Origin of the sequence: Embleya sp. NPDC020886 (genome assembly GCF_044333915.1) — a bacterium.
GTDB lineage: Bacteria > Actinomycetota > Actinomycetes > Streptomycetales > Streptomycetaceae > Embleya.
In genome coordinates, this window is record NZ_JBIRRX010000006.1 from 432,027 (window position 1) to 449,727 (window position 17,701).

Below are 17,701 nucleotides of genomic sequence, written 5' to 3' on the forward strand. Positions count from 1 at the left end.
ACCCCAAAGCAAGAGGAGGCCCCGTGGGCAAGGTGGTCATGTACGGCTCGGTGTCGGTGGACGGCTTCGTCGCGGACGAGAACGACCAGCCCGGACCGCTGTTCGACTGGTTGTCCGGCGGTGACGTCCCGTTGGACGAGAGCGGCGAGCTGAAGGTGTCGCAGACGTCCTACGACTACACCCGGCCGTACTGGGACGGGATCGGGGCGACGGTCGTCGGCCGCCACGTCTTCGACATGACGGACGGCTGGGAGGGGAAGCCTCCGGGCGGGATCGACCACGTGGTCGTCGTGACGCACCGGCCGGAGCCCGAGGGCTGGGACCCCGAGGCGCCGTTTCACTTCGTCGACGGCGTCGAGGCAGCCATGGCCAAGGCACAGGAGCTTGCGGGTGACCGCATGGTCGAGGTCGCCGCCGGCGACGTCGGTGGCCAGGTGCTTGCCGCGGGCCTGGTCGACGAGGTGCGCATGGACGTCGTACCCGTCGTGTTCGGGTCCGGCAAGCGCTACTTCGGGTCGGTCCACGCGCAGCACCTGTTGGAGGATCCCGACGTGGCGATTCAGGGCAACCGGGTGCTTCACCTGCGCTGTCGGGTGCGCCGTTGACCGATCCGGAGCGGGTATATGCGAAGAGGTCCACCGCCAACGCTGATACAAGATCGGGCCTCCGGCCGCGTTTGCGCGTCGCTGTTCGTGAAGGTGAGCCGGTCGGCGATGGCCGCGCGGAGCCTCGGGTCGGTGAAGGCGCCGACGTCGGAATCGCCAAAGCACACATGTTCCGGCGAACCTGGGCGAGGCAGCGGCTGAACTGCACGGGTTCAATGGGGATGAGCAAGCCACCGAGGTGGACGTATCCTGCGGATCATGACTGCGGTATACGTACTGGACGGAACACGGATTCGAACGCTGGACGACTTCTGGCGGGTCGTCATGGACGCCTTCGACGGTCCCGGACGCCATTACTTCGGCAGGAACTTCGATGCCTTTGCCGACTGCCTCAGTGGCGGCCCCGGACACCCCGACGTCGACGAGTACATCGTCGAATGGCGCGATCACGATGTGTCTCGTGACCATCTCGGATACTCGGAGACGGTCCGCCATCTGGAGCTTCGTAGGTCTCGGTGCCACCCCTCGAACCGAACCGCCTTTGCGGCGCGACTGGCCGCGGCCCGTGACCAGCGCGGACCGACCGTCTTCGACCAACTGGTCGAGGTCTTCGAGAATCGCGCTCCCGGCGTTTTGCGGCTGCAGTAGCTCGGTTGCTCGGACCCATGGCAGGCGTCCTGCGTCGACGTGGTCGACGAGCCGGGTTGCCCCACAGGGTTCGAGGCGGGAGGCCGCAGCGGTCCGGGAGGTGGCTGACATAGGCGGTCGAGGCCGGTGCCCGGCCGGTCTTGGTGATCCGCGCGACGATCATGTGGGGGTTGTCGGTCCGCTGACCCGTGCGATGGGCCGGGCAGTGTTCAAGCGCCGACCACCCGGCCGGGCCCATGGGCACCGACTCCTACCGTTTCGCGCAGACCCGCGCCCGCACCCAACAGGCGGGACAGCCCGACCTGCGAGCGGCGATTCGTCGACGTCACCCGAACTCCCCGGCTCCTTCCACCGACCGCGCTCACCACGCGACCCGGCGGGGCTCCGGCGTCCGCGATCCGCACCGCTGCCCCGGCGTGGCCTGGCATCGCAGCGTCAACGTCCGCCCGCTGGGACGCGATCGTGCGTGCCTGGGCGACCGGCGACGAACATCGGCTGGACGAGCTGTGGACCGACGAGGCGCCGGCCGATCTCGGCTCGGCCCGGGGCGGCTTCGAGTCCGCTTCCGGGGTCGGATTCGCAGGCCGGCCAACTGTGTAGGGTCTCGTTGCGAGGCATGAGTATTTGCGCGCGGATGGCGTCGTCGCGCCGTGTGCCACGGGCTCGCTCGGACGGCCGGGCGCCCGGTGGCGATGGACGCCTTCGGTGACCTTCGCCGTTCGGCGGGCCCAAGCTACGGCCGGCCACTCGGTGCCGGACACGTTCGCGGTCTTGGAGGCGTCATCGGCGGCTTTGCGGGCAGGCAGCCCGGATCGTGGCGGCGAGGCCGGCCGCGTCCTGGGTGAAGCCCGTCAGCAGCAGCTTCCCGCCGCCTTCGACCCGGATGCTCATATGCACGTCCCGGCCCATGAGCCGTCCCAGGGCGTTGTTCATCCCGTGGTCGGCCGATCGGCGGATGGCAGTCCAGGGGACCACCCGGGTCTCACCGGTCCGCCGGTAGACCAGGCCGTCCTGTCGCAGCACGAAGAGCTCCCCGTGCCTGGTCGTGACCCGCAGCCCGTTGGGGAGTCCGAAGCAGATCCCGATGAGGGCACCGCCCCACAGCAGCCCGGCCAGGGTCGAGCCATCCGGCTCGTCGGTGAAGACGGTGATGGTCACCGGAACCGCAATGGCCGCGAGGGCCACGCCGACCAGGATCTCGACGACCGCGACCCACCCGCGACGGCCGTTGTCCGTCGGATGGTTGCGTAAGAAGGTGCCGAGTGCGCGTTCCGCATCCGTTGCCATGAACGTGTCCCCCTGGGATGTCTTCCGTGGTGGTCGAAGTCTGTGGCGGTGGCCGCACGCGCCACGAAGCGACAACGGTCCCGATTATTCAGGACGCGCATCAACGGGGTCGCCTGTTCGGCGAGTTGCCCCGATCCGCAAGCCCGGACGAAATGGCAAGTTCTCGCATACTTGGCGATGTCGACAGGTCTTGTACCTCGTACGGCTGATTCGGTCTCTGTCGTGTGCGTGGTCTCACGGTGTCTGTCACGGTCGTTCGCGAGTGAGTGTGACGTGACTCCGGGCGGGGGTGGCCGATGGACTCGGACGATGTCGAATGGGTCCACGGGGGATTCGGGTTCCGGGGCTACCGCTTCTGTGCCCTGTAGCGCTTCAACAGCGCCGTGATCGTTTCCGGGGTCGTGGAACCGTTCAAGGCGACCACGAGCTCGTCGGGACACAACTCGTACAAGTCGCCCCACCATCGGCGCGCCCTGTTGTCCCAGATCCGATAGCCGCCGGGCACTCCTCGGGCCACATACCTGCGCCGACTCAACCAAACCTCCGCCCGACCCGCGCTCACGGGGGGAATCGCTCCCGGGCATCCGGTGGATGCCGGTCCGGCCGCATCGTAAACCGGTGGTGGACACGACCTCACCCGATTTCTCGTGTCGGACATCTCCACCGCCGTTTCCGCGAAGCCATGTCGTTCGAGAAAAGCGGAACGCCGTGTTCTCGAACGACATGGCAACCGTCCGGCCGCGCCCGTCTCACTCGCCATCTACATTGCGACAGGACGCCGACAAGGTGCCTCCGACTACCGTCGAGGCGTCCCGTACCCAAACGCCGGTGACAGAGTGCAGCAGGTGATGACACGGAACCCGACTGGTGGGACGAGGACTTGCACGATTTCTCGCCGTCCTGACCCGGGTCGGGCGGCACCGGTGTCCGGCCCGGCCGTACTCGCGCCGTCGCGCCGTCGCGCCGCGATCTCCGCGTCGAAGGCGGCATGTTCGTCCTCGGACACGGCCAGGCGGATCTTGCTTTCGTGTCAAGAGCCTCCACCCAGCCGGGTCGGCATGCGCGCCGGGCCGATGGGCCGCGCGTCCGCTCCGGCTCGGCAGCACGCTGCCGTTGGTAGGATCTCCGGGCCTGGACGATGTATCCGCGGGGGAGTGTTGTGGGCGATCAGCCGAGATGGGCGTGGTGGGTCGTGGGGATCGTCATCCCCGTAGCGGGGATCCTGGTGTCGATCCAACTGGCCACGAACTCGGGTTCCGACGACGGTAAGGGGCAGCCGACAGACACCGGCGCGGCCGCGTCGTCGGCATCGAGTGGTGGGAAGGTGCCGCCCGTGTCCGGCGGCGGGAACGCGCCGACGGCGAACCAGCCCGCGAAGGTGCTGGCCGGACCGGTGCGCGTCATCCTCACCGAGGACGCCAACAACGTCGACCTGGACAGTTCGCCGCCGCTCGCCCAACCCGGGAATAAGGGCGGCGACGCCTGGATCGGGTTCAACCTCCCGGACCTGACACTCGGCCATGCGGGCGATGTCATCGCGATCGTTGCGCCCGAGGGGCCCGACCCGACCCGTGACGACTGTCGGCAGGCCATCGCCAAACGCGGCGCCGAAAGCAGCGGCAAATTGGCCCAGGGCATGCGCATGTGCGTCCAGACCGAGGAAGGCCACACCGCCTACCTGCGCATCACCGCCGTCCCCACCCGCAAAGCGGTCACCTTCGAGGCCACCGTCTGGGAGTGACCCGCAAGCCTGCCTCGGCGGCCCAACCAGGCCAGGCGCTCGGGCGGCACGACGCCAACCTGCGAGTTCGCGCGTCCAAGCCGACGACCCGCTGCGGAGTCGCGGCCGCGGGACGAACACCCCGCCGACATGGTGCCCGCCGACACCCACACCAGCGCTGCGCGAGGCAGTCGGGTACGAGCGGCCCGCGACGAAGCCGACGGGGTCGAAGGGCCCGGAGACCACGTCGTGCCGGCCGAGCGCGGTCGTGGACGCGACGGCGACACCGGCCCAATCGGACGGCCGCGACGCGGCGCCGTAGTGGTGGCGGTCGGGGCGTTGCCGCCGGCGTTTCGGGAACGCGGTGGCCATCGTGAACGGCCCACTCGCGCACCGCCCGTGCGCGTCGACGACCAGGCGCAGGGCACAGTCCCCGGTCCCGGTGTCGATCTCCAGCACCCACAAGCCCGGGTGAGCATCGAGGTCGAAGAGCATCCCGGCGACCGTCGAGGGCGTGGACGCCGACAACGTCGCCAACCGCCCCACCCCGTTGCCCTCGTACCGGCCGCCGCCCACCTGAGTCACCAACGCACGATCCGCATACACCGCCGCCCGCCGCGCGCCCCGATCACGGCGGCGGTACACGACGACATCAGCCCCAGCGGGCCGCCGCAGCCCGGCCGCGAAGTCGAGCAACAGCGGACTGATCACGCCGCCCTGGGTGTTCCCTCGTTGAGGCCAAGCTTGAAGGCCAAGCCTCCGGGCGCCGGCCACGCGGTGAGCCGCTCCTCGACCCGTGGGCCTGGTCATGGCTGTGACGGAGCACCGCCGGGTCGTCGACGTGTCCGATCAAAATGCACTCCGGCGGCCGCTTCCGTCCGGTGTCGGTCCACGTTCGTCGGCGCGGGGGAGAAGAACAGGGTCCTGCTGCGCCTCGTGCATGGCGGCCTTGGCCAAGACGCGGGTGACGGCGGCTGCCCTGGCGCCGTACTGCTCGAGGTCGTCGTAACGCCGGTGCATGAACCCGCTCAGGTACAACGCCGCGTAGCCGTGGGCGGCGGCGAAGTGCTGCTCCAGCAGGTCCAGCGCGGCTTTCGCATCCCCAGCCGTCAGCGTGAGCACGAGCGGCAGGAGAAGGTCGGTGAGTTCGCGGCCGGCAGCGCTGAGGTCGGGGTCGTTGCTGCCGGTCAGCTCGCGGGCGAAGATCAGTTCCAGACCCGCGCGGCGGCGGGCCACGAAGCGCACATAGGCGGTCGCGGTGGCGGCGAGCGCCTCGACCGCGTCGTCCCCGTCGGCGGGGCGGACGGGGACGGTCGCAGTCGAGGACGCTCCCCGTCGGGAGGCGTCCGCCGCGGTCAGGGCCGCCCGAATGTCCGCAGTGAGTTCGCGAGCCGCCTCGATCGCCACCGCCATGAGCAGGGCGGTCCGACTCGGAAAATGCCGGTACGGCGCTCCCGGGCTGACCCCGGCGCGCCGTGCCGCCTCCGCCACCGACAGCGCGCCGATGCCGTTGTCGGCGATCGCTTCCAAGCCGGCCCGGATGAGCGCGGCGCGCAGATCGCCGTGATGGTACGTGGATCGAGCCATGCGACCGGTCCTTCCTTCGCAGTCCGCAGCCACCACGGTGACCCGGCCACTCTGCCTTGACTCCTATGTGAGGCTAGCATTACATTAACAATGTAAGACGGTACTTACATTGGCTTTCCGGCTGCACACGCCGTCGACGCCGCACCCCCCGCAGGTCTGCCGGAGGCGGATGTTCGGCACTTGGGAAAGCGAAAAAAGGGGGGAGACTCCAATGACCGACATGACTGGAAAGGTCGCCGTCATTACCGGTAGCACGCAGGGCATCGGCTACGTCGTCGCGCAGGAGTTCGTCGCGAACGGCGTCACGGTCGTCCTCGCCGGCGCCGACCAGTCCGCGGCGGACAGTGCCGTCGCCTCGATCGGGGCCGGCCGCACCGGGCTGAAGGCGGACGTGATGCGCTCCGCCGAGATGGACGACCTCTACCGGTATGTCACAACGAGCAAGGCTGCCTGGACGCCGTGGTCGCCAACGCCGGCCTCGGCCACCACGCACCACTGCCCGCGATCACCGAGCGGCAGTTCGACCGGATCTTCGACACGAACGTCAAGGGCGTGCTGTTCACGATCCAGAAGGCGCTGCCGCTGCTCGCCGACGGAGCCACCGTCGTGATCATCGGCTACACCGGATCGACCCAGGCCCGGGTCGGCATGAGCCTGTACCGCGCATCCAAGGCAGCGGTGGCCCAGGCCGCCCGCGGGTGGATCCAGGACATCAAAGGCTCCGGCGTCCGGATCAACGTCACGAGCCCCGGCGCCGTGAACACCGAGTCACTGCGCAGCACACTCGACCAGGCGCTCGGCGCCGACGTCGTCGCAGGCGCCATCAAGGCGATGGGCAAGGACAAGCCCACGGGCAGGATCGCCGAGCCCCACGAGATCGCCCGGGCCGTCATGTTCCTGTCCGGCGACGAATCCGGCTTCATCACAGGCATGGAACTGTTCGTCGACGGCGGTCCGACCGTGCTGTAGGGCCGACGCCCACCTCCGACCGCGCCGGCCGTGCGGCGCCCGAACCGCTCCGCACGGCCCCGGACGCGCTTTCGCCTGCGCACCGACCCCGACGTCGTCCGCCCAGGTGCCTCCACCCATGCCATCGCCGCCGTCCGCACCCGAGCGACGGACCCCTCAACAAGCGCCCGACCAACAAGGCAGGACCACAACCGTGATCATCTCGGCACGCGCCCGCTCAGGCGCACCCGCCACCAAGCCGGCGACCGGCAGACGCACCGCCGTCGGCATCGCCATCGTCCTCGGCGCACAACTGATGCTGACCCTGGACACCACCGTCGTCAACGTGGCGCTTCCCCGGATCGCGACCGGGCTCAACTTCGGCCCCGCCGCGCTGTCGTGGGTGCTGAACGCCTACACCCTGGCCTTCGGCGGCCTACTGCTGCTCGGCGGCCGGCTCGGCGACGTCTACGGCCGGCTCCGCGTCTTCGAGATCGGCCTCGCCGTCTTCACCCTGTCGTCCCTGCTGGGCGGGTTCGCGCAGTCTCCGGGCTGGCTCGTCGCCGCCCGTGCGGCACAAGGAATCGGGGCAGCCCTCGCCGCCCCCGGAGTGCTCGCCCTCGTCGCAACCAGCGCACCCGACCCCGCTGCGCGCAACCGTGCACTCGCGCTCTTCTCCGCCGTCAGCATGGGCGGTGGCACGATCGGCCTACTCCTCGGCGGCCTGGTGACCGAAGCCGGCTCCTGGCGATGGACGCTGCTCATCAACGTGCCAATCGGCATCGCCATCCTCGCCTTCGCCCGGCGCTACGTCACCGAAACCCCCCGGCGCCACGAGCGGTTCGACGTCATCGGCGCCGTCTGCGCCGTCGGTGCCGCGGCCGCCGTGGTGTGGGCCGTGATCGGTGCCCCCGACCACGGCTGGACCTCGGCCCGGACCATCGGCGGGCTTGCCGTCGGCACGATCCTGTCCGCAGCGTTGGCCGTCACCGAACTGCGCATCCCCCACCCGATGTTGCGCCCGGCGCTGCTGCGCAGCCCACAGCGGCTCGGCGGGCTCGCCGTCATGGCACTCGCCGCCGCCGGACAATTCTCGATGTTCTTCCTGGTCGTCCAGTACGTCCAGAAGATCATGGACTTCAACCCGGTCGAATCCGGAGCCGCTTTCCTCCCGACGACGCTCAGCATCTTCGCCGCCTCCCGTGTCGCCCCGCGTCTGGTCGCCCGCTTCGGTCAGGTACCGCTACTGCTCGTCGGCACGCTCGGCCTGAGCATCAGCTTCCTGTGGCTGAGCAACGTCGGCACCTCAAGCAGCTACGTGCTCGACGTCTGCCTTCCCATGACTCTCAACGGGGTCTCCGTCGGCTTGATCTTCATGCCGGTGACGTCGCTGGTCATGCTCGGCGTCGAAGCGCAGCACGCCGGGTCGGCCTCCGGCCTCCTCCAGACCGCGCAGCAACTCGGCGGCTCCATCGGCCTGGCCGTCATCATCTCGGTCTACGCCGCAGGTGCGGTTCCGGGCGCCTTCGTACCGGGCCTCCGCCCGGCGTTCCTCACCGCGGCCGGACTGGCCTGCACCGCCTTCCTGGTGTGCGCCTTGCTGGCGCGGAGCAATCGCAGGCCGCGTTCGGCCGCCTGACCACTCACCCCCGGAGAGCCGGCCCTCGCACCCAACGGAGGTCGGCTCTCCGCGCGGGAGGTGTCCGAACGTCGGCTCTGACCCGTAGTCCGTGGTGACGCCGAGCAGCCATCGAGGATCATGATCTTGTGACGGACGTCAACTCGCTTATGGGAACGGTGTTTTCCCGGCTTTCCGCGCCGGCTGTCGAGGATGTGACGGACAGCGGTGGCGCGGTGGTGGTCGCGGCCCGCCCCGACGAGGAGCACCACGCGAAGTACCGCCGCCTCGAACCCCCGCTCCCAGGCCCGCCGGACCCCGTACCGGCACCGATCAACCGCACCCTCGCACCCTGAACACCAACACGAACGCCGTTCGGGCTCGAACGCCTCGAAGGCATCCCCACCCCGTTCACGGGACCGCTGCCCGGCGGGGTCCGGACCGGAACGCGACCCCGGCGGGGCCGGGGAACCCGGTCACCCCGCGGCCGGTGGCGTCGACGGCGAGGATGAGGTTGCCCATCGCGTACCGGGGGTCGCCGGCGCCCGTGTCGATGTCGGTCTGCACGGGCGTCGGCGAGGTCGGCGGCTCGGGTCACAGGCAGGTGGCGAGGGTGGCCAGGGTGGTGGTGACGGTCGCGGCGAGGGTGATGGTGGTGGTGAACGCGGCGGCGCCGTGGGCGAGGGCCCGGGGGCGGGGGGTTCCGGCGAGGCGGGCGATTTTGGCGGCGGCTGCGGCGGCGAGCAGGCTCACGACGGCCACCAGGGCGGTGCCGGTGAGGACGAGGGCGAGGATCATGACGGACTCCGGTGTCGTCGGGCGGTGTTGACGACTCCGACGGTGGGTGAAACCGCGTACGGCGGTGTCCGCTCCGGTCGATGATGGTCACCGTCGGACACCGCGACGCGACCTTGGGGGGCCATGGACCGGGACGGGGACGGGGATCGCGCGGCCGCTGCGGCGGCCGAGCTGCACCGCCGGTTGCAGGACGCGCTCGCCCGTTCGCGCAGGACCAAGACGCAACTCGCGGGCCTGGCGGGCCTGGCCCGCAGCACGGTCAACGAGGCGCTGCGGCCCGGGGTCGTGCCGTCGGCGGAGACCGTCGCCGCGCTCGCCCGCGCACTCGGCGAGGACGCGCCCGCGCTTCTCGACCTGCGCCGCCGCGCCGCAGTACCGACCGCGCGGCACGACACGGGACCGGGGCGGCCGATCGGGGCGTGGCACCCCCACGACCTGGAGGTCCATCCCGCCGGCGTCGTGCCCGACGCGGACGCGCCCGGGCGCGACGGCGGAACGCTGCCCGGATACGTCGGACGCGCCCACGACCGCGCCTTGGCAGAGACGGTGGCCGCGGCCGCGTCCGGACGCAGCGCGATGGTGGTGTTGGTCGGGTCGTCGTCGACGGGCAAGACCCGGGCGTGCTGGGAGGCGGTGCAGCCGCTGGCCGACGCGGGGTGGCGGTTGTGGCATCCGTGGGATCCGACCCGGGCCGAGGCGGCGCCGGCGGATCTGGTCCGGGTGGGGCCGGAGACGGTGGTGTGGTTGAACGAGGCCCAGCACTACCTCGGCGACCCCCGGGTCGGCGAGCGGGTCGCCGCCGCGCTGCACACCCTGCTCACCGATCCGCGCCGCGCCCCGGTCCTGGTGCTGGGCACGCTGTGGCCGGAGTACGCCCGCGCCTACACTCGCCTCCCGCCCCCCGGCGGCCCGGACCCGCACAGCCGCGTGCGCGAACTCCTGGCCGGGCGGACCCTCGCCGTTCCCGACACCTTCGACACCGACGCCCTGCGCACGGCCGCCGCCCTGGCCGCAGGCGGCGACCGGCACCTGGCCGACACCCTCACCCGAGCCGGCGACAGCGGCCGGATCACCCAGGACCTGGCCGGCGCCCCGGAACTGTTGCGCCGCTACCACGAGGGCACCGAACCCGAGAAGGCGCTGCTGCGCGCGGCGATGGACGCCCGACGCCTGGGCATGGGCCTGCACCTCCCCTGGGCGTTCCTCGTCGACGCCGCCGCCGACTACCTCGACGACGACGCCTGGGACACCCTCGACGACGACTGGGCCCAGACGGCACTCGACGAACTCTCCCGCCCCGGCCACGGCACCCACGCACCCCTGCGCCGCACCGGCCGTCCCCGACGACGCCCCACGGGCGACCCGGCGGCGAGCCGAGGGCCGGTGTATCGGCTCGCCGACTACCTCGAACAGCACGGCCGCGCGGAACGCCGCCGGGTGTGCCCGCCCGCCTCCTTCTGGGAGATCGCCGCCGACATCGCCACACCGGACGAACTCGTCCACCTCGTCGACGGGGCGACCGGTCGCGGACGCGACCGTCACGCCGTACTGCTCGCCCGACGCGTCCGCGACACCTTCGCGCTGCGGGACCTCGCGTGGATGCGGGAGCGGGCCGGGGATCGGCAGGGCGCGGAAGACCTGTACCGGCGGGCCCTCGACGCAGGCGACACCGTCGCGCTGGGGGGCCTCGCGCGGGTGCGGGAGGAGGCCGGGGATCGGGAGGGCGCGGAACGCCTGTATCGGCGGGCCGCCGACGCCGGCGACACCGCCGTGCTCCGGGACCTCGTGCGGATGCGGGAGCGGGCCGGGGATCGGCAGGGCGCGGAAGACCTGGCCCGGCGGGCCGCCGACGCCGGTGACACCGCCGTGCTGCGGGACCTCGCACTGAGGTGGGAGGACGCCGGGGACCGGGACGGCGCGGAACACCTGCTCCGACGCGCCGCCGACGCCGGCGACACCGCCATGTTGCGGGACCTCGCGCGGATGCGGGAGGAGGCCGGGGATCGCGAGGGCGCGGAACGCCTCGCCCGCCAGGCCGCCGACGCCGGCGACACCGCCGTGCTGCGGGACCTCGCGTGGATGCGGAGGGACGCCGGGGATCGGCAGGGCGCGGAAGACCTGTACCGGCAGGCCGCCGACGCCGGCGACACCGTCGCGCTGCGGGACCTCGCGTGGACGCGGAGGGAGGCCGGGGATCGGGAGGGCGCGGAAGACCTGTACCGGCGGGCCGCCGACGCCGGCGACACCGTCGCGCTGCGGGACCTCGCGCGGGTGCGGGAGCGGGTCGGGGATCGGCAGGGCGCGGAAGACCTGGCCCTGCGGGCCGGCGACGCCGGCGACACCGCCGTGCTGCGAGACCTCGCGCAGACGCGGGAGCGGGCCGGGGATCACGAGGGCGCGGAACGCCTCGCCCGGCAAGCCGGCGACACCGTCGCGCTGCGGGACCTCGCGCGGATGCGGGAGCGGGCCGGGGATGGGGAGGGTGCGGAACGCCTGTACCGGTGCGGCATCGACGCCGGCGACACCCTCGCGCTGGGGGACCTCGTGCGGATGCGGGAGTCGGCCGGGGATCGGGAGGGCGCGGAACGCCTCGCCCGGCGGGCCGTCGACGCCGGCGACACCGGCGTGCTGCGGTACCTCGTGGAGATGCGGGAGCGGGCCGGGGATCGCGAGGGCGCGGAACACCTCGCCCGGCAGGCCGTCGACGCCGGCGACATCGCCGCGCTGGGGCATCTGGCTCGTGTCGTGGCCTCGGACCGGCAGCCCGAGAGCGAGATCCTGCGGTATGGATGGGAGCCCGACGGCAGCGTCTCCGCGCCCTGGTAGGCGTCCGCGCCCACGCGACACCACCCGGTTCGCCCGGGGGACGCCGCACCGCGCGGGTGAACCTGCCATTGAACCCGCCATGCGAGGGGGATCGGCTACGGGCTCGTCGGGTCCGTGGTTTCGGCCGCCTCGTTCGCGAGGGCGGCCACGGGCCTTCTTGAGGAGGTCGCGGTCGGGGGCGCCGTCGGCGGCGGTGATCAGGGCCCGCACATGGCGTCCAACCCGGCCGCGCGGCACGTGTGCGGGCATGCGTTCGACATAACGTGATGGTCGTGGCACCCGGGTCGAGGCGCTCCGCGGATCGCGCGACTCGGGCGGGTGAAACTTCCGCCCACCCTGGCACCGGCATACCGCGTCGGCACGGACCGCGCCGCACGATCCGCGCAGCACGGCCCGCTCCGACGGCGAACCGCGAACGGGCCCCTTCCCGGCGCATCCGCAGAGCCCCGTGCGGAACGGGAGCCTCCCTTGATCGTCGGGACCCGCAGTAGCGGCCGGTGCGTGCAGACATCACGCGTCTCCTCCCTCGCGCTTCCGCAGGGACGGTTGTCGAAGCGGCGCGGTTGCTCGCCGCCCTCGGCCCGTTGCGCCCCGCGCGAGCTCGTTTCCCAACCGGCGCGAGGCGCCCGGTACGACGTCGTCGTGCCGCCGACCGCCGCGGAGTAACGGCGGCCCAGGAGATGTCGCCGTCGTGGATCCACGCGTTCACGCCGTCGTCGCGGACGGTGCGCACTCGCACCTGGGCGGCGCGACGCGAGGTGGGCGCATCCGTGGCCGGGCCTCCGGTGGGCCCTTTGCCTCGGCCCCGAGGTTGTCCGGTTCAGGGGATGGGGACGGTCCGGGTGACGTCGGTCGTGTCGCACCGCACGCGTTGTCGCCCGTCGGGGTGGATGTCGAGGCCGAAGGTGTCGAAGGCGGGGCGTCCGTTCTCGTTCCAGCACCGCCACGCGTTCTCGACCTCGTCCCACACGTGGCGGGGTCCGTGTCGGCGGACGCGGAAGGTGTCGAGTCGGTGTCCGTCGTAGTCGATGGTCGCCCAGGAGGTGCCGGCCTCGTCGCCGACCCACAGCCGTGACCGCACTCCGGCTTCGCCGACGTCGTCGTTCCAGTGCGTCCACAGCCCGGGCAACAGCAGCCCCATCACGGCCTCGTCGTGGCGGTCGCCGCCGGCGACGGCCCACGGCGACAGCGTCGTGGTCGACTCCTCGGGCCGATGCTCGGGGCGGACGACGTCGGCGACGTCGGTGACGGGGGAGCGGTGGCCTCGCATGGCCATGAACGCCCCACCGGGCCCGAACCGACCCCGCGCCGCGTCGGAGTCGACGTCCAGGCGCAGGGTGCCGTAGGCGGTCCAGGCGGTGGCCCACGGCGTGACGATCCGCCCGCCCGGCACCACCTGCTCCAACCACGCCCCGGGGACGCGGGTGGCCGAACACGTGCATACGATCCGCCGGTACGGCCCGCCTGCGGCCCAGCCCTGTTCGCCGTCGCCGGTGATCACATGCGGCCGCAGGTCGAGGGCCTCCAGGTGGCCGCTCGCGCTCGCGGCCAGGATCGGGTCGACCTCGATGGTGACGACCCGCTCGCCGCCGAGGCGGTGGGCGAGGAGCCCGGCGTTCCAGCCGGCGCCGGTGCCGATCTCCAACACCCGTTCCCCTGATGCCGGTTCGAGCGCGAGCAGGGTCGCGGCGACGATCGAGGGCTGCGACACCGACGACGACGGCCATGCAGTCTGCCCCGCCTCCCATGGAGCCCCGTCGTGCACCTGCACGACCACGGGCACGTCGGAGTAGGCCGCGGTCCACCACCGCGTCGGATCCTCGGCGCGCACCACGCGCGTGATCGCACGACGTGGCACCGAGCATGGCTCCGGGCCAGGCACCCAACGCCGGGTCGTCGTGCGCGCCTTCGCCCACCCGCACTGGTTCCGCCGCCTGCGGATCCGCTGGGAGATCCGCGACGACATCCACGAAGCCTTCCTCACCCTCGGATGCGCCCCGATCTGCCGGCGGCGTCTTGCCACGGCACTGCAGCGGCCGGTCCCTGCACCAGAAGATCGTTGAAGCACTGGAGCGAGTCAGTGCACGCGATCCCCGCACTCCGCCGGAAACAACAGGGCACCTTGCGGCAGTTCGCTCGGATCCCGGGCGATCACCCGCAGGCATGCTTCGTGAGAGCCTTCCTCGGGCGGGTATTCGAGGGTGAGTTCGCTCAGCACGGTAATGGCGCCGGCAAGATGCATTTCCGCCGCATGCACGCCGCCGGGGAGACAGCCGGCCAAGATGCCGAAGGCCGCCGTGTCACCGCCGTCGGCCACGCACTCGCGGATCTCGAAGCGCCAGTGCGTGCCCGCGTCGGCCGGCAATGACCGGCCCCTCTTGCCCAGCCCGACAAGGAAGTCGGTGCGGGCTCGCAGATGGTGGGCGATGGCACAGCAGATGGGGACCGCGGTGCCGTCGGCAGCCACTACCCGCGTGTACCCGGCATGCGGATAGCACGACAGGGCCTCGTCAAGCAGCCCCAACGCGGTGTCCCTTGCCCTCGGATGACCCTGCTGGGCGATGTCCAGAAGCAGTGGAGCCGCAACCACGGCCGCTGGGAACACGGCGGCACTGTGACCATGAACAATCCCACCGTTGGCGAGGCACGAGCCGGCCCCCGCCGCCTGTACCAGGTTCGTTGCCTCGGCCAGGTCATGTAGACCACGGACGGCACGATCCGGTTCATACCAGTTGGGAGGGCCCGGTATGGAAGCCCAGTCCACCGCGTCGATCTCATCCAGCACGGCAGCATCCTCGCACGCAGTCGCTACCCACCGTGCAGCTCCAACGAGGCTTGAAGGTCATTCCGTTGGTGGTTCCAAGTCGTCTCCGAGGGGACGTCGTCTCCGGGACCCGGCTGTGGTTGGACCCGGCTGCGGTTGATCGACTTCGCACGCGCGCAAGGCCCGGCCAAGCACACCGGTCTCCCGGCCGCGCAGGCTCTCCCGAAGGCCGTGCTTGCGGCCCGCTGCCGATTCGGCCGGGCCCGCCGATTCCAATGGTCAGTCGTCCTCGTCCTCGGCGCGGTCACCCTCGGCCTGCGACGTCTCGTAGGCGTGGGCGGTCTGCTCCGATGTGGCGTCTTCGTCGGACGGGCGCATGTCGCTTCCCCGTACCATCGCGCGCGGGGGCGAGTGCATTCCGTGGTGGTCGTCGTGAAGCCGGTGCTCGCCGCGCACCTCGGTGTCAGGCATGAAAACCTCCTGCGGCCCACCCGTGCCCGGCGGCGCCGGGCACGGTGCCGCTACTCCTCCAGTGTCCCTCTTGCGCGGGTCGCCCGCCCCGTGCGCGGCGCGTAACCGGCTGCCACGCCCTGCGCAATACCGACCCGGGCTTCGGGGTGAACGCGGTGGGACCTTCGGCGGGCAACCCACCACCGATGAGACGCGTATTCGGTACGTCATTCATGCCGCACATCCACGACGACGGCACCGCCGGCCGGAACCGGCACGACGAGCCCTTCGGCACGGTGGGCCGGTGACGCGTTGGGTTCGTGCTTCCGGGACGAGGAGGCCGTCCGTTTCCACTTCGAGCCGGCCACCGATGGGAACGTGGTCCCGCACGTCGAGTCCGGGACGTAGTCGGCAAGGGACAGGTACCCCGCGTATGGCTGTGCCCGGCGACCGCGTAGCCGCGCTCTCCTCCGAAGTACGACTCCTGGTCGAACCGGACTTCCCGGCACGGGCCCGCTACCGCCGCACCGGACCGGTCGCCGGCTCGCGATCGACGACACCGGACGCGTCGAGTTCGCCGAGACGACCGACACCCGGTAGAAGCCGCGGCCTCCCGCAGATCGCGGCATGCAGGTTCGCTGGGCTGCCCGCACGCCCTCGGCACGAGCCGTTCAGCGTGATCGCCACCGTGGCCGAAGCGGAACCCGACAGGTCGCGGCACAACCGGGAGTGCCGGAGGGACGGTGAAGTCCCGGATGCGCAGCGGCCTTCGACGTCCGGCGAGAGTGCTCGCCGACGAACCCGAAACGGACACGGAGGCCCGGCGCGACCAACGGCTCCGAGGCGGCGCACGCCGACGTGGCCGCGCTGCTCGGAGCCCGGCTGCCCGAAATGCGGTTCCTGGGCCCGGACTTGCGGTCCCGAGCCCCGCACGCGGCGCCGCCGGCACGGGCTCCCGCGCCGCGCGTGGCCGACCACGCGGAATGCTTCGCGGCGGCGGTCTCCGCGCCGGACCCCCGGTGGACGCGCTGTGCGCGGACGCTGCAAGCTTCACCCGACCCACGATCGGTGACACGGCCGGCCACGGCTGGAACCTCGCGGACCTGCCGGCCCACCTGATCGCGACCGATGGCGTGGTGAGTGGCCCGTTGGGCGCTCGGGAGGCGTTGCCGGGCGGGGCAGGGACGCCGGGGACGCCGGATCCGAGACGCTCGGGGAGAAGGAGCTCGCGCCGCGCGTGGGCCTCGGCGACCCGGACGGCACCCTCACCGTCGAGGTGGCGACCCGGCTGGAGGGCCTGCCCATGGGCCCGGGTGCGGGCGATCCGGCGCGACCGGGCCCACGGCACCCCGGACGCGGCGGGCGAGGCCGCACGCGGAGGCGAACGAGTGACCGCGCCCGGCGTCTGCCCGACCCGCGTCCGGGCGTTCGCCGACCGAGCGTTCGAGACGTGGATCCACACGGGCGACCCGGCCCGCCGCCACCACCTGTCGAACGCGGATCCGGCGCGCATGGACCAGCTCCCGGCCTACCCGGTGCCGGTCCTGCGGCACGCGCTGGACGCCGACGGCCCGCCCGTCCGCCCGACCCTGACGGCAAAGGGGCTGCGGCACAGGGCAGTTGCCGGACCGACGGCCGGAGGACGGACAAGAGCAGGGTCGGAGCCAGGGGCGTGAGCCGGTCGCGGAGATCGTGACCGACCCGGTCGAACCCTGTCCGCCGATGAGCGGTCGCCGCACCCTCGAAACGCCACACGTCCAGACGCCGGGCGACCCGAACGCCGCAGGAGCCGTAACGCGCACGGCCGCCTTGTTCGTCCGGCTGTAGGTGATTGACCGGATTTGGAGTTCCGGTCGGCCCGCTCCCACACGAACATGGCATGCGCGAGCTCTGTCCACCGGCGCCGGGCTCACTGCTCGTCGCCTGACGATCGGGGGTCACTTGACCACATCGATGCACGAGACAGCGCAAACCGAAGAAGCCGCACGGGCGATCTCACCCTCGCGCTGTAACCGCTACGCGTGGACGCCCGAGGTGCACGAGCTCTACGGCGATCCCGAAGCGATCCTGGCCAAGATGGACACCTTGGACATGGACCTGTCGAGCCGCCGGATCTTCGCCCTCCTCGTGGAGAGCGAAGGGGCCGCCGACGTCCGCTTGTTCGAGCGGACCGGAACGGACGAGTACACGATCTCGACCTGGACCGGCGAAGCTCTCGACGGGCTCGGCGGACGGATCGCCGACACGATTCTGGCCAACCGGGGAGTCCACTGCGTCGGCGAGCAGACGCGCGCCGTCCTCGCCCCGCTCGGCCTCACCGAACACGCCGGCGTACCGGCCCCGGCCAACCCCAGGGCCGCCTTCGCACACACCGTGCGCGGCCACGGCACGGGGACGTTCACCCGCGCCACGTGCGCGCTGCTCTGCTGAAAGCGCCCACGAAATGCCGG

The 17,701-nt window shown here is 71.7% G+C and carries 15 protein-coding genes and 2 pseudogenes; 10 read left to right on the top strand and 7 right to left on the bottom strand.

Annotated features, from left to right (window positions below):
- The first annotated feature begins 23 nt into the window (after window positions 1–23).
- Both ACH4U8_RS23835 and ACH4U8_RS23840 read left to right on the top strand, forming a co-directional pair.
- On the top strand, window positions 24–605 hold the full coding sequence (locus ACH4U8_RS23835; RefSeq protein WP_395779997.1) for a dihydrofolate reductase family protein: 582 nt from the start codon (window positions 24–26) through the stop codon (window positions 603–605).
- 258 nt (window positions 606–863) lie between these two features.
- Window positions 864–1,253 (top strand): barstar family protein, encoded by a 390-nt coding sequence (locus tag ACH4U8_RS23840; protein ID WP_395779999.1) that lies wholly within the window; start codon window positions 864–866, stop codon window positions 1,251–1,253.
- 780 nt (window positions 1,254–2,033) lie between these two features.
- On the opposite strand, the gene ACH4U8_RS23845 is transcribed toward ACH4U8_RS23840, so the two are convergent.
- Window positions 2,034–2,540 carry a hypothetical protein gene (locus ACH4U8_RS23845; RefSeq protein WP_395780001.1) on the bottom strand — a complete coding sequence of 169 codons (507 nt, stop codon included), beginning with the start codon at window positions 2,538–2,540 and terminating at the stop codon, window positions 2,034–2,036.
- Window positions 2,541–2,886: 346 nt separating this feature from the next.
- Window positions 2,887–3,075: a hypothetical protein gene (locus ACH4U8_RS23850; RefSeq protein ID WP_379990159.1), complete on the bottom strand. Its 189-nt coding sequence runs from the start codon at window positions 3,073–3,075 to the stop codon at window positions 2,887–2,889.
- Window positions 3,076–3,873: 798 nt separating this feature from the next.
- Here ACH4U8_RS23850 and ACH4U8_RS23855 point away from each other — a divergent pair.
- Window positions 3,874–4,281, top strand: coding sequence for a hypothetical protein (locus tag ACH4U8_RS23855; RefSeq protein WP_360314992.1), 408 nt, complete (start codon window positions 3,874–3,876; stop codon window positions 4,279–4,281).
- An 828-nt stretch (window positions 4,282–5,109) separates the two neighbouring features.
- On the opposite strand, the gene ACH4U8_RS23860 is transcribed toward ACH4U8_RS23855, so the two are convergent.
- On the bottom strand, window positions 5,110–5,847 hold the full coding sequence (locus tag ACH4U8_RS23860; protein WP_395780003.1) for a TetR/AcrR family transcriptional regulator: 738 nt from the start codon (window positions 5,845–5,847) through the stop codon (window positions 5,110–5,112).
- A 220-nt stretch (window positions 5,848–6,067) separates the two neighbouring features.
- Here ACH4U8_RS23860 and ACH4U8_RS23865 point away from each other — a divergent pair.
- From ACH4U8_RS23865 to ACH4U8_RS23880, 4 genes and pseudogenes are all read left to right on the top strand, one after another.
- Window positions 6,068–6,268: pseudogene (locus ACH4U8_RS23865) on the top strand (SDR family NAD(P)-dependent oxidoreductase); the annotation flags it as partial.
- Window positions 6,269–6,297: 29 nt separating this feature from the next.
- Entirely contained in the window at window positions 6,298–6,816 is a 519-nt protein-coding gene (locus tag ACH4U8_RS23870) for an SDR family oxidoreductase (RefSeq protein ID WP_395780097.1), read from the top strand.
- Window positions 6,817–7,009: 193 nt separating this feature from the next.
- Window positions 7,010–8,434, top strand: a complete 1,425-nt coding sequence (locus tag ACH4U8_RS23875; protein WP_395780005.1) for an MFS transporter — start codon at window positions 7,010–7,012, stop codon at window positions 8,432–8,434.
- Window positions 8,435–8,628: 194 nt separating this feature from the next.
- Entirely contained in the window at window positions 8,629–8,769 is a 141-nt protein-coding gene (locus ACH4U8_RS23880) for a hypothetical protein (RefSeq protein ID WP_395780007.1), read from the top strand.
- Window positions 8,770–9,007: 238 nt separating this feature from the next.
- Here ACH4U8_RS23880 and ACH4U8_RS23885 read toward each other — a convergent pair whose 3' ends face one another.
- Window positions 9,008–9,211: a hypothetical protein gene (locus ACH4U8_RS23885; protein ID WP_395780009.1), complete on the bottom strand. Its 204-nt coding sequence runs from the start codon at window positions 9,209–9,211 to the stop codon at window positions 9,008–9,010.
- 123 nt (window positions 9,212–9,334) lie between these two features.
- Here ACH4U8_RS23885 and ACH4U8_RS23890 point away from each other — a divergent pair, with 123 nt between their 5' ends.
- Complete coding sequence (locus ACH4U8_RS23890; RefSeq protein ID WP_395780011.1) at window positions 9,335–12,037, top strand: hypothetical protein; 2,703 nt, start codon at window positions 9,335–9,337, stop codon at window positions 12,035–12,037.
- A gap of 820 nt (window positions 12,038–12,857) precedes the next feature.
- On the opposite strand, the gene ACH4U8_RS23895 is transcribed toward ACH4U8_RS23890, so the two are convergent.
- Window positions 12,858–13,871, bottom strand: a complete 1,014-nt coding sequence (locus ACH4U8_RS23895; RefSeq protein ID WP_395780013.1) for a methyltransferase — start codon at window positions 13,869–13,871, stop codon at window positions 12,858–12,860.
- A 4-nt stretch (window positions 13,872–13,875) separates the two neighbouring features.
- On the opposite strand from ACH4U8_RS23895, the pseudogene ACH4U8_RS23900 reads away from it, so the two are divergent.
- A pseudogene (locus ACH4U8_RS23900) lies at window positions 13,876–14,100 on the top strand (hypothetical protein); the annotation flags it as partial.
- A 14-nt stretch (window positions 14,101–14,114) separates the two neighbouring features.
- Here the strand turns inward: ACH4U8_RS23900 and ACH4U8_RS23905 are convergent.
- Together ACH4U8_RS23905 and ACH4U8_RS23910 are read right to left on the bottom strand one after the other, a co-directional pair.
- Complete coding sequence (locus ACH4U8_RS23905) at window positions 14,115–14,822, bottom strand: hypothetical protein (protein ID WP_395780015.1); 708 nt, start codon at window positions 14,820–14,822, stop codon at window positions 14,115–14,117.
- A 258-nt stretch (window positions 14,823–15,080) separates the two neighbouring features.
- A complete protein-coding gene (locus ACH4U8_RS23910) occupies window positions 15,081–15,272 on the bottom strand; it encodes a hypothetical protein (RefSeq protein ID WP_360314960.1) in 192 nt (63 codons plus the stop codon).
- A 2,013-nt stretch (window positions 15,273–17,285) separates the two neighbouring features.
- Between ACH4U8_RS23910 and ACH4U8_RS23915 the strand changes: the two genes are divergently transcribed.
- Window positions 17,286–17,681, top strand: coding sequence for a hypothetical protein (locus ACH4U8_RS23915; RefSeq protein WP_360314956.1), 396 nt, complete (start codon window positions 17,286–17,288; stop codon window positions 17,679–17,681).
- Window positions 17,682–17,701 lie beyond the last annotated feature (20 nt).

What these genes read in the sequence shown, in the direction of transcription:
- ACH4U8_RS23840 (WP_395779999.1), top strand. Translation starts at nt 864, where the DNA reads ATGACTGCGGTATACGTACTGGACGGAACACGGATTCGAACGCTGGAC.
- ACH4U8_RS23910 (WP_360314960.1), bottom strand. Translation starts at nt 15,272, where the DNA reads ATGCCTGACACCGAGGTGCGCGGCGAGCACCGGCTTCACGACGACCAC.
- ACH4U8_RS23890 (WP_395780011.1), top strand. Translation starts at nt 9,335, where the DNA reads ATGGACCGGGACGGGGACGGGGATCGCGCGGCCGCTGCGGCGGCCGAG.
- ACH4U8_RS23885 (WP_395780009.1), bottom strand. Translation starts at nt 9,211, where the DNA reads ATGATCCTCGCCCTCGTCCTCACCGGCACCGCCCTGGTGGCCGTCGTG.
- ACH4U8_RS23860 (WP_395780003.1), bottom strand. Translation starts at nt 5,847, where the DNA reads ATGGCTCGATCCACGTACCATCACGGCGATCTGCGCGCCGCGCTCATC.
- ACH4U8_RS23845 (WP_395780001.1), bottom strand. Translation starts at nt 2,540, where the DNA reads ATGGCAACGGATGCGGAACGCGCACTCGGCACCTTCTTACGCAACCAT.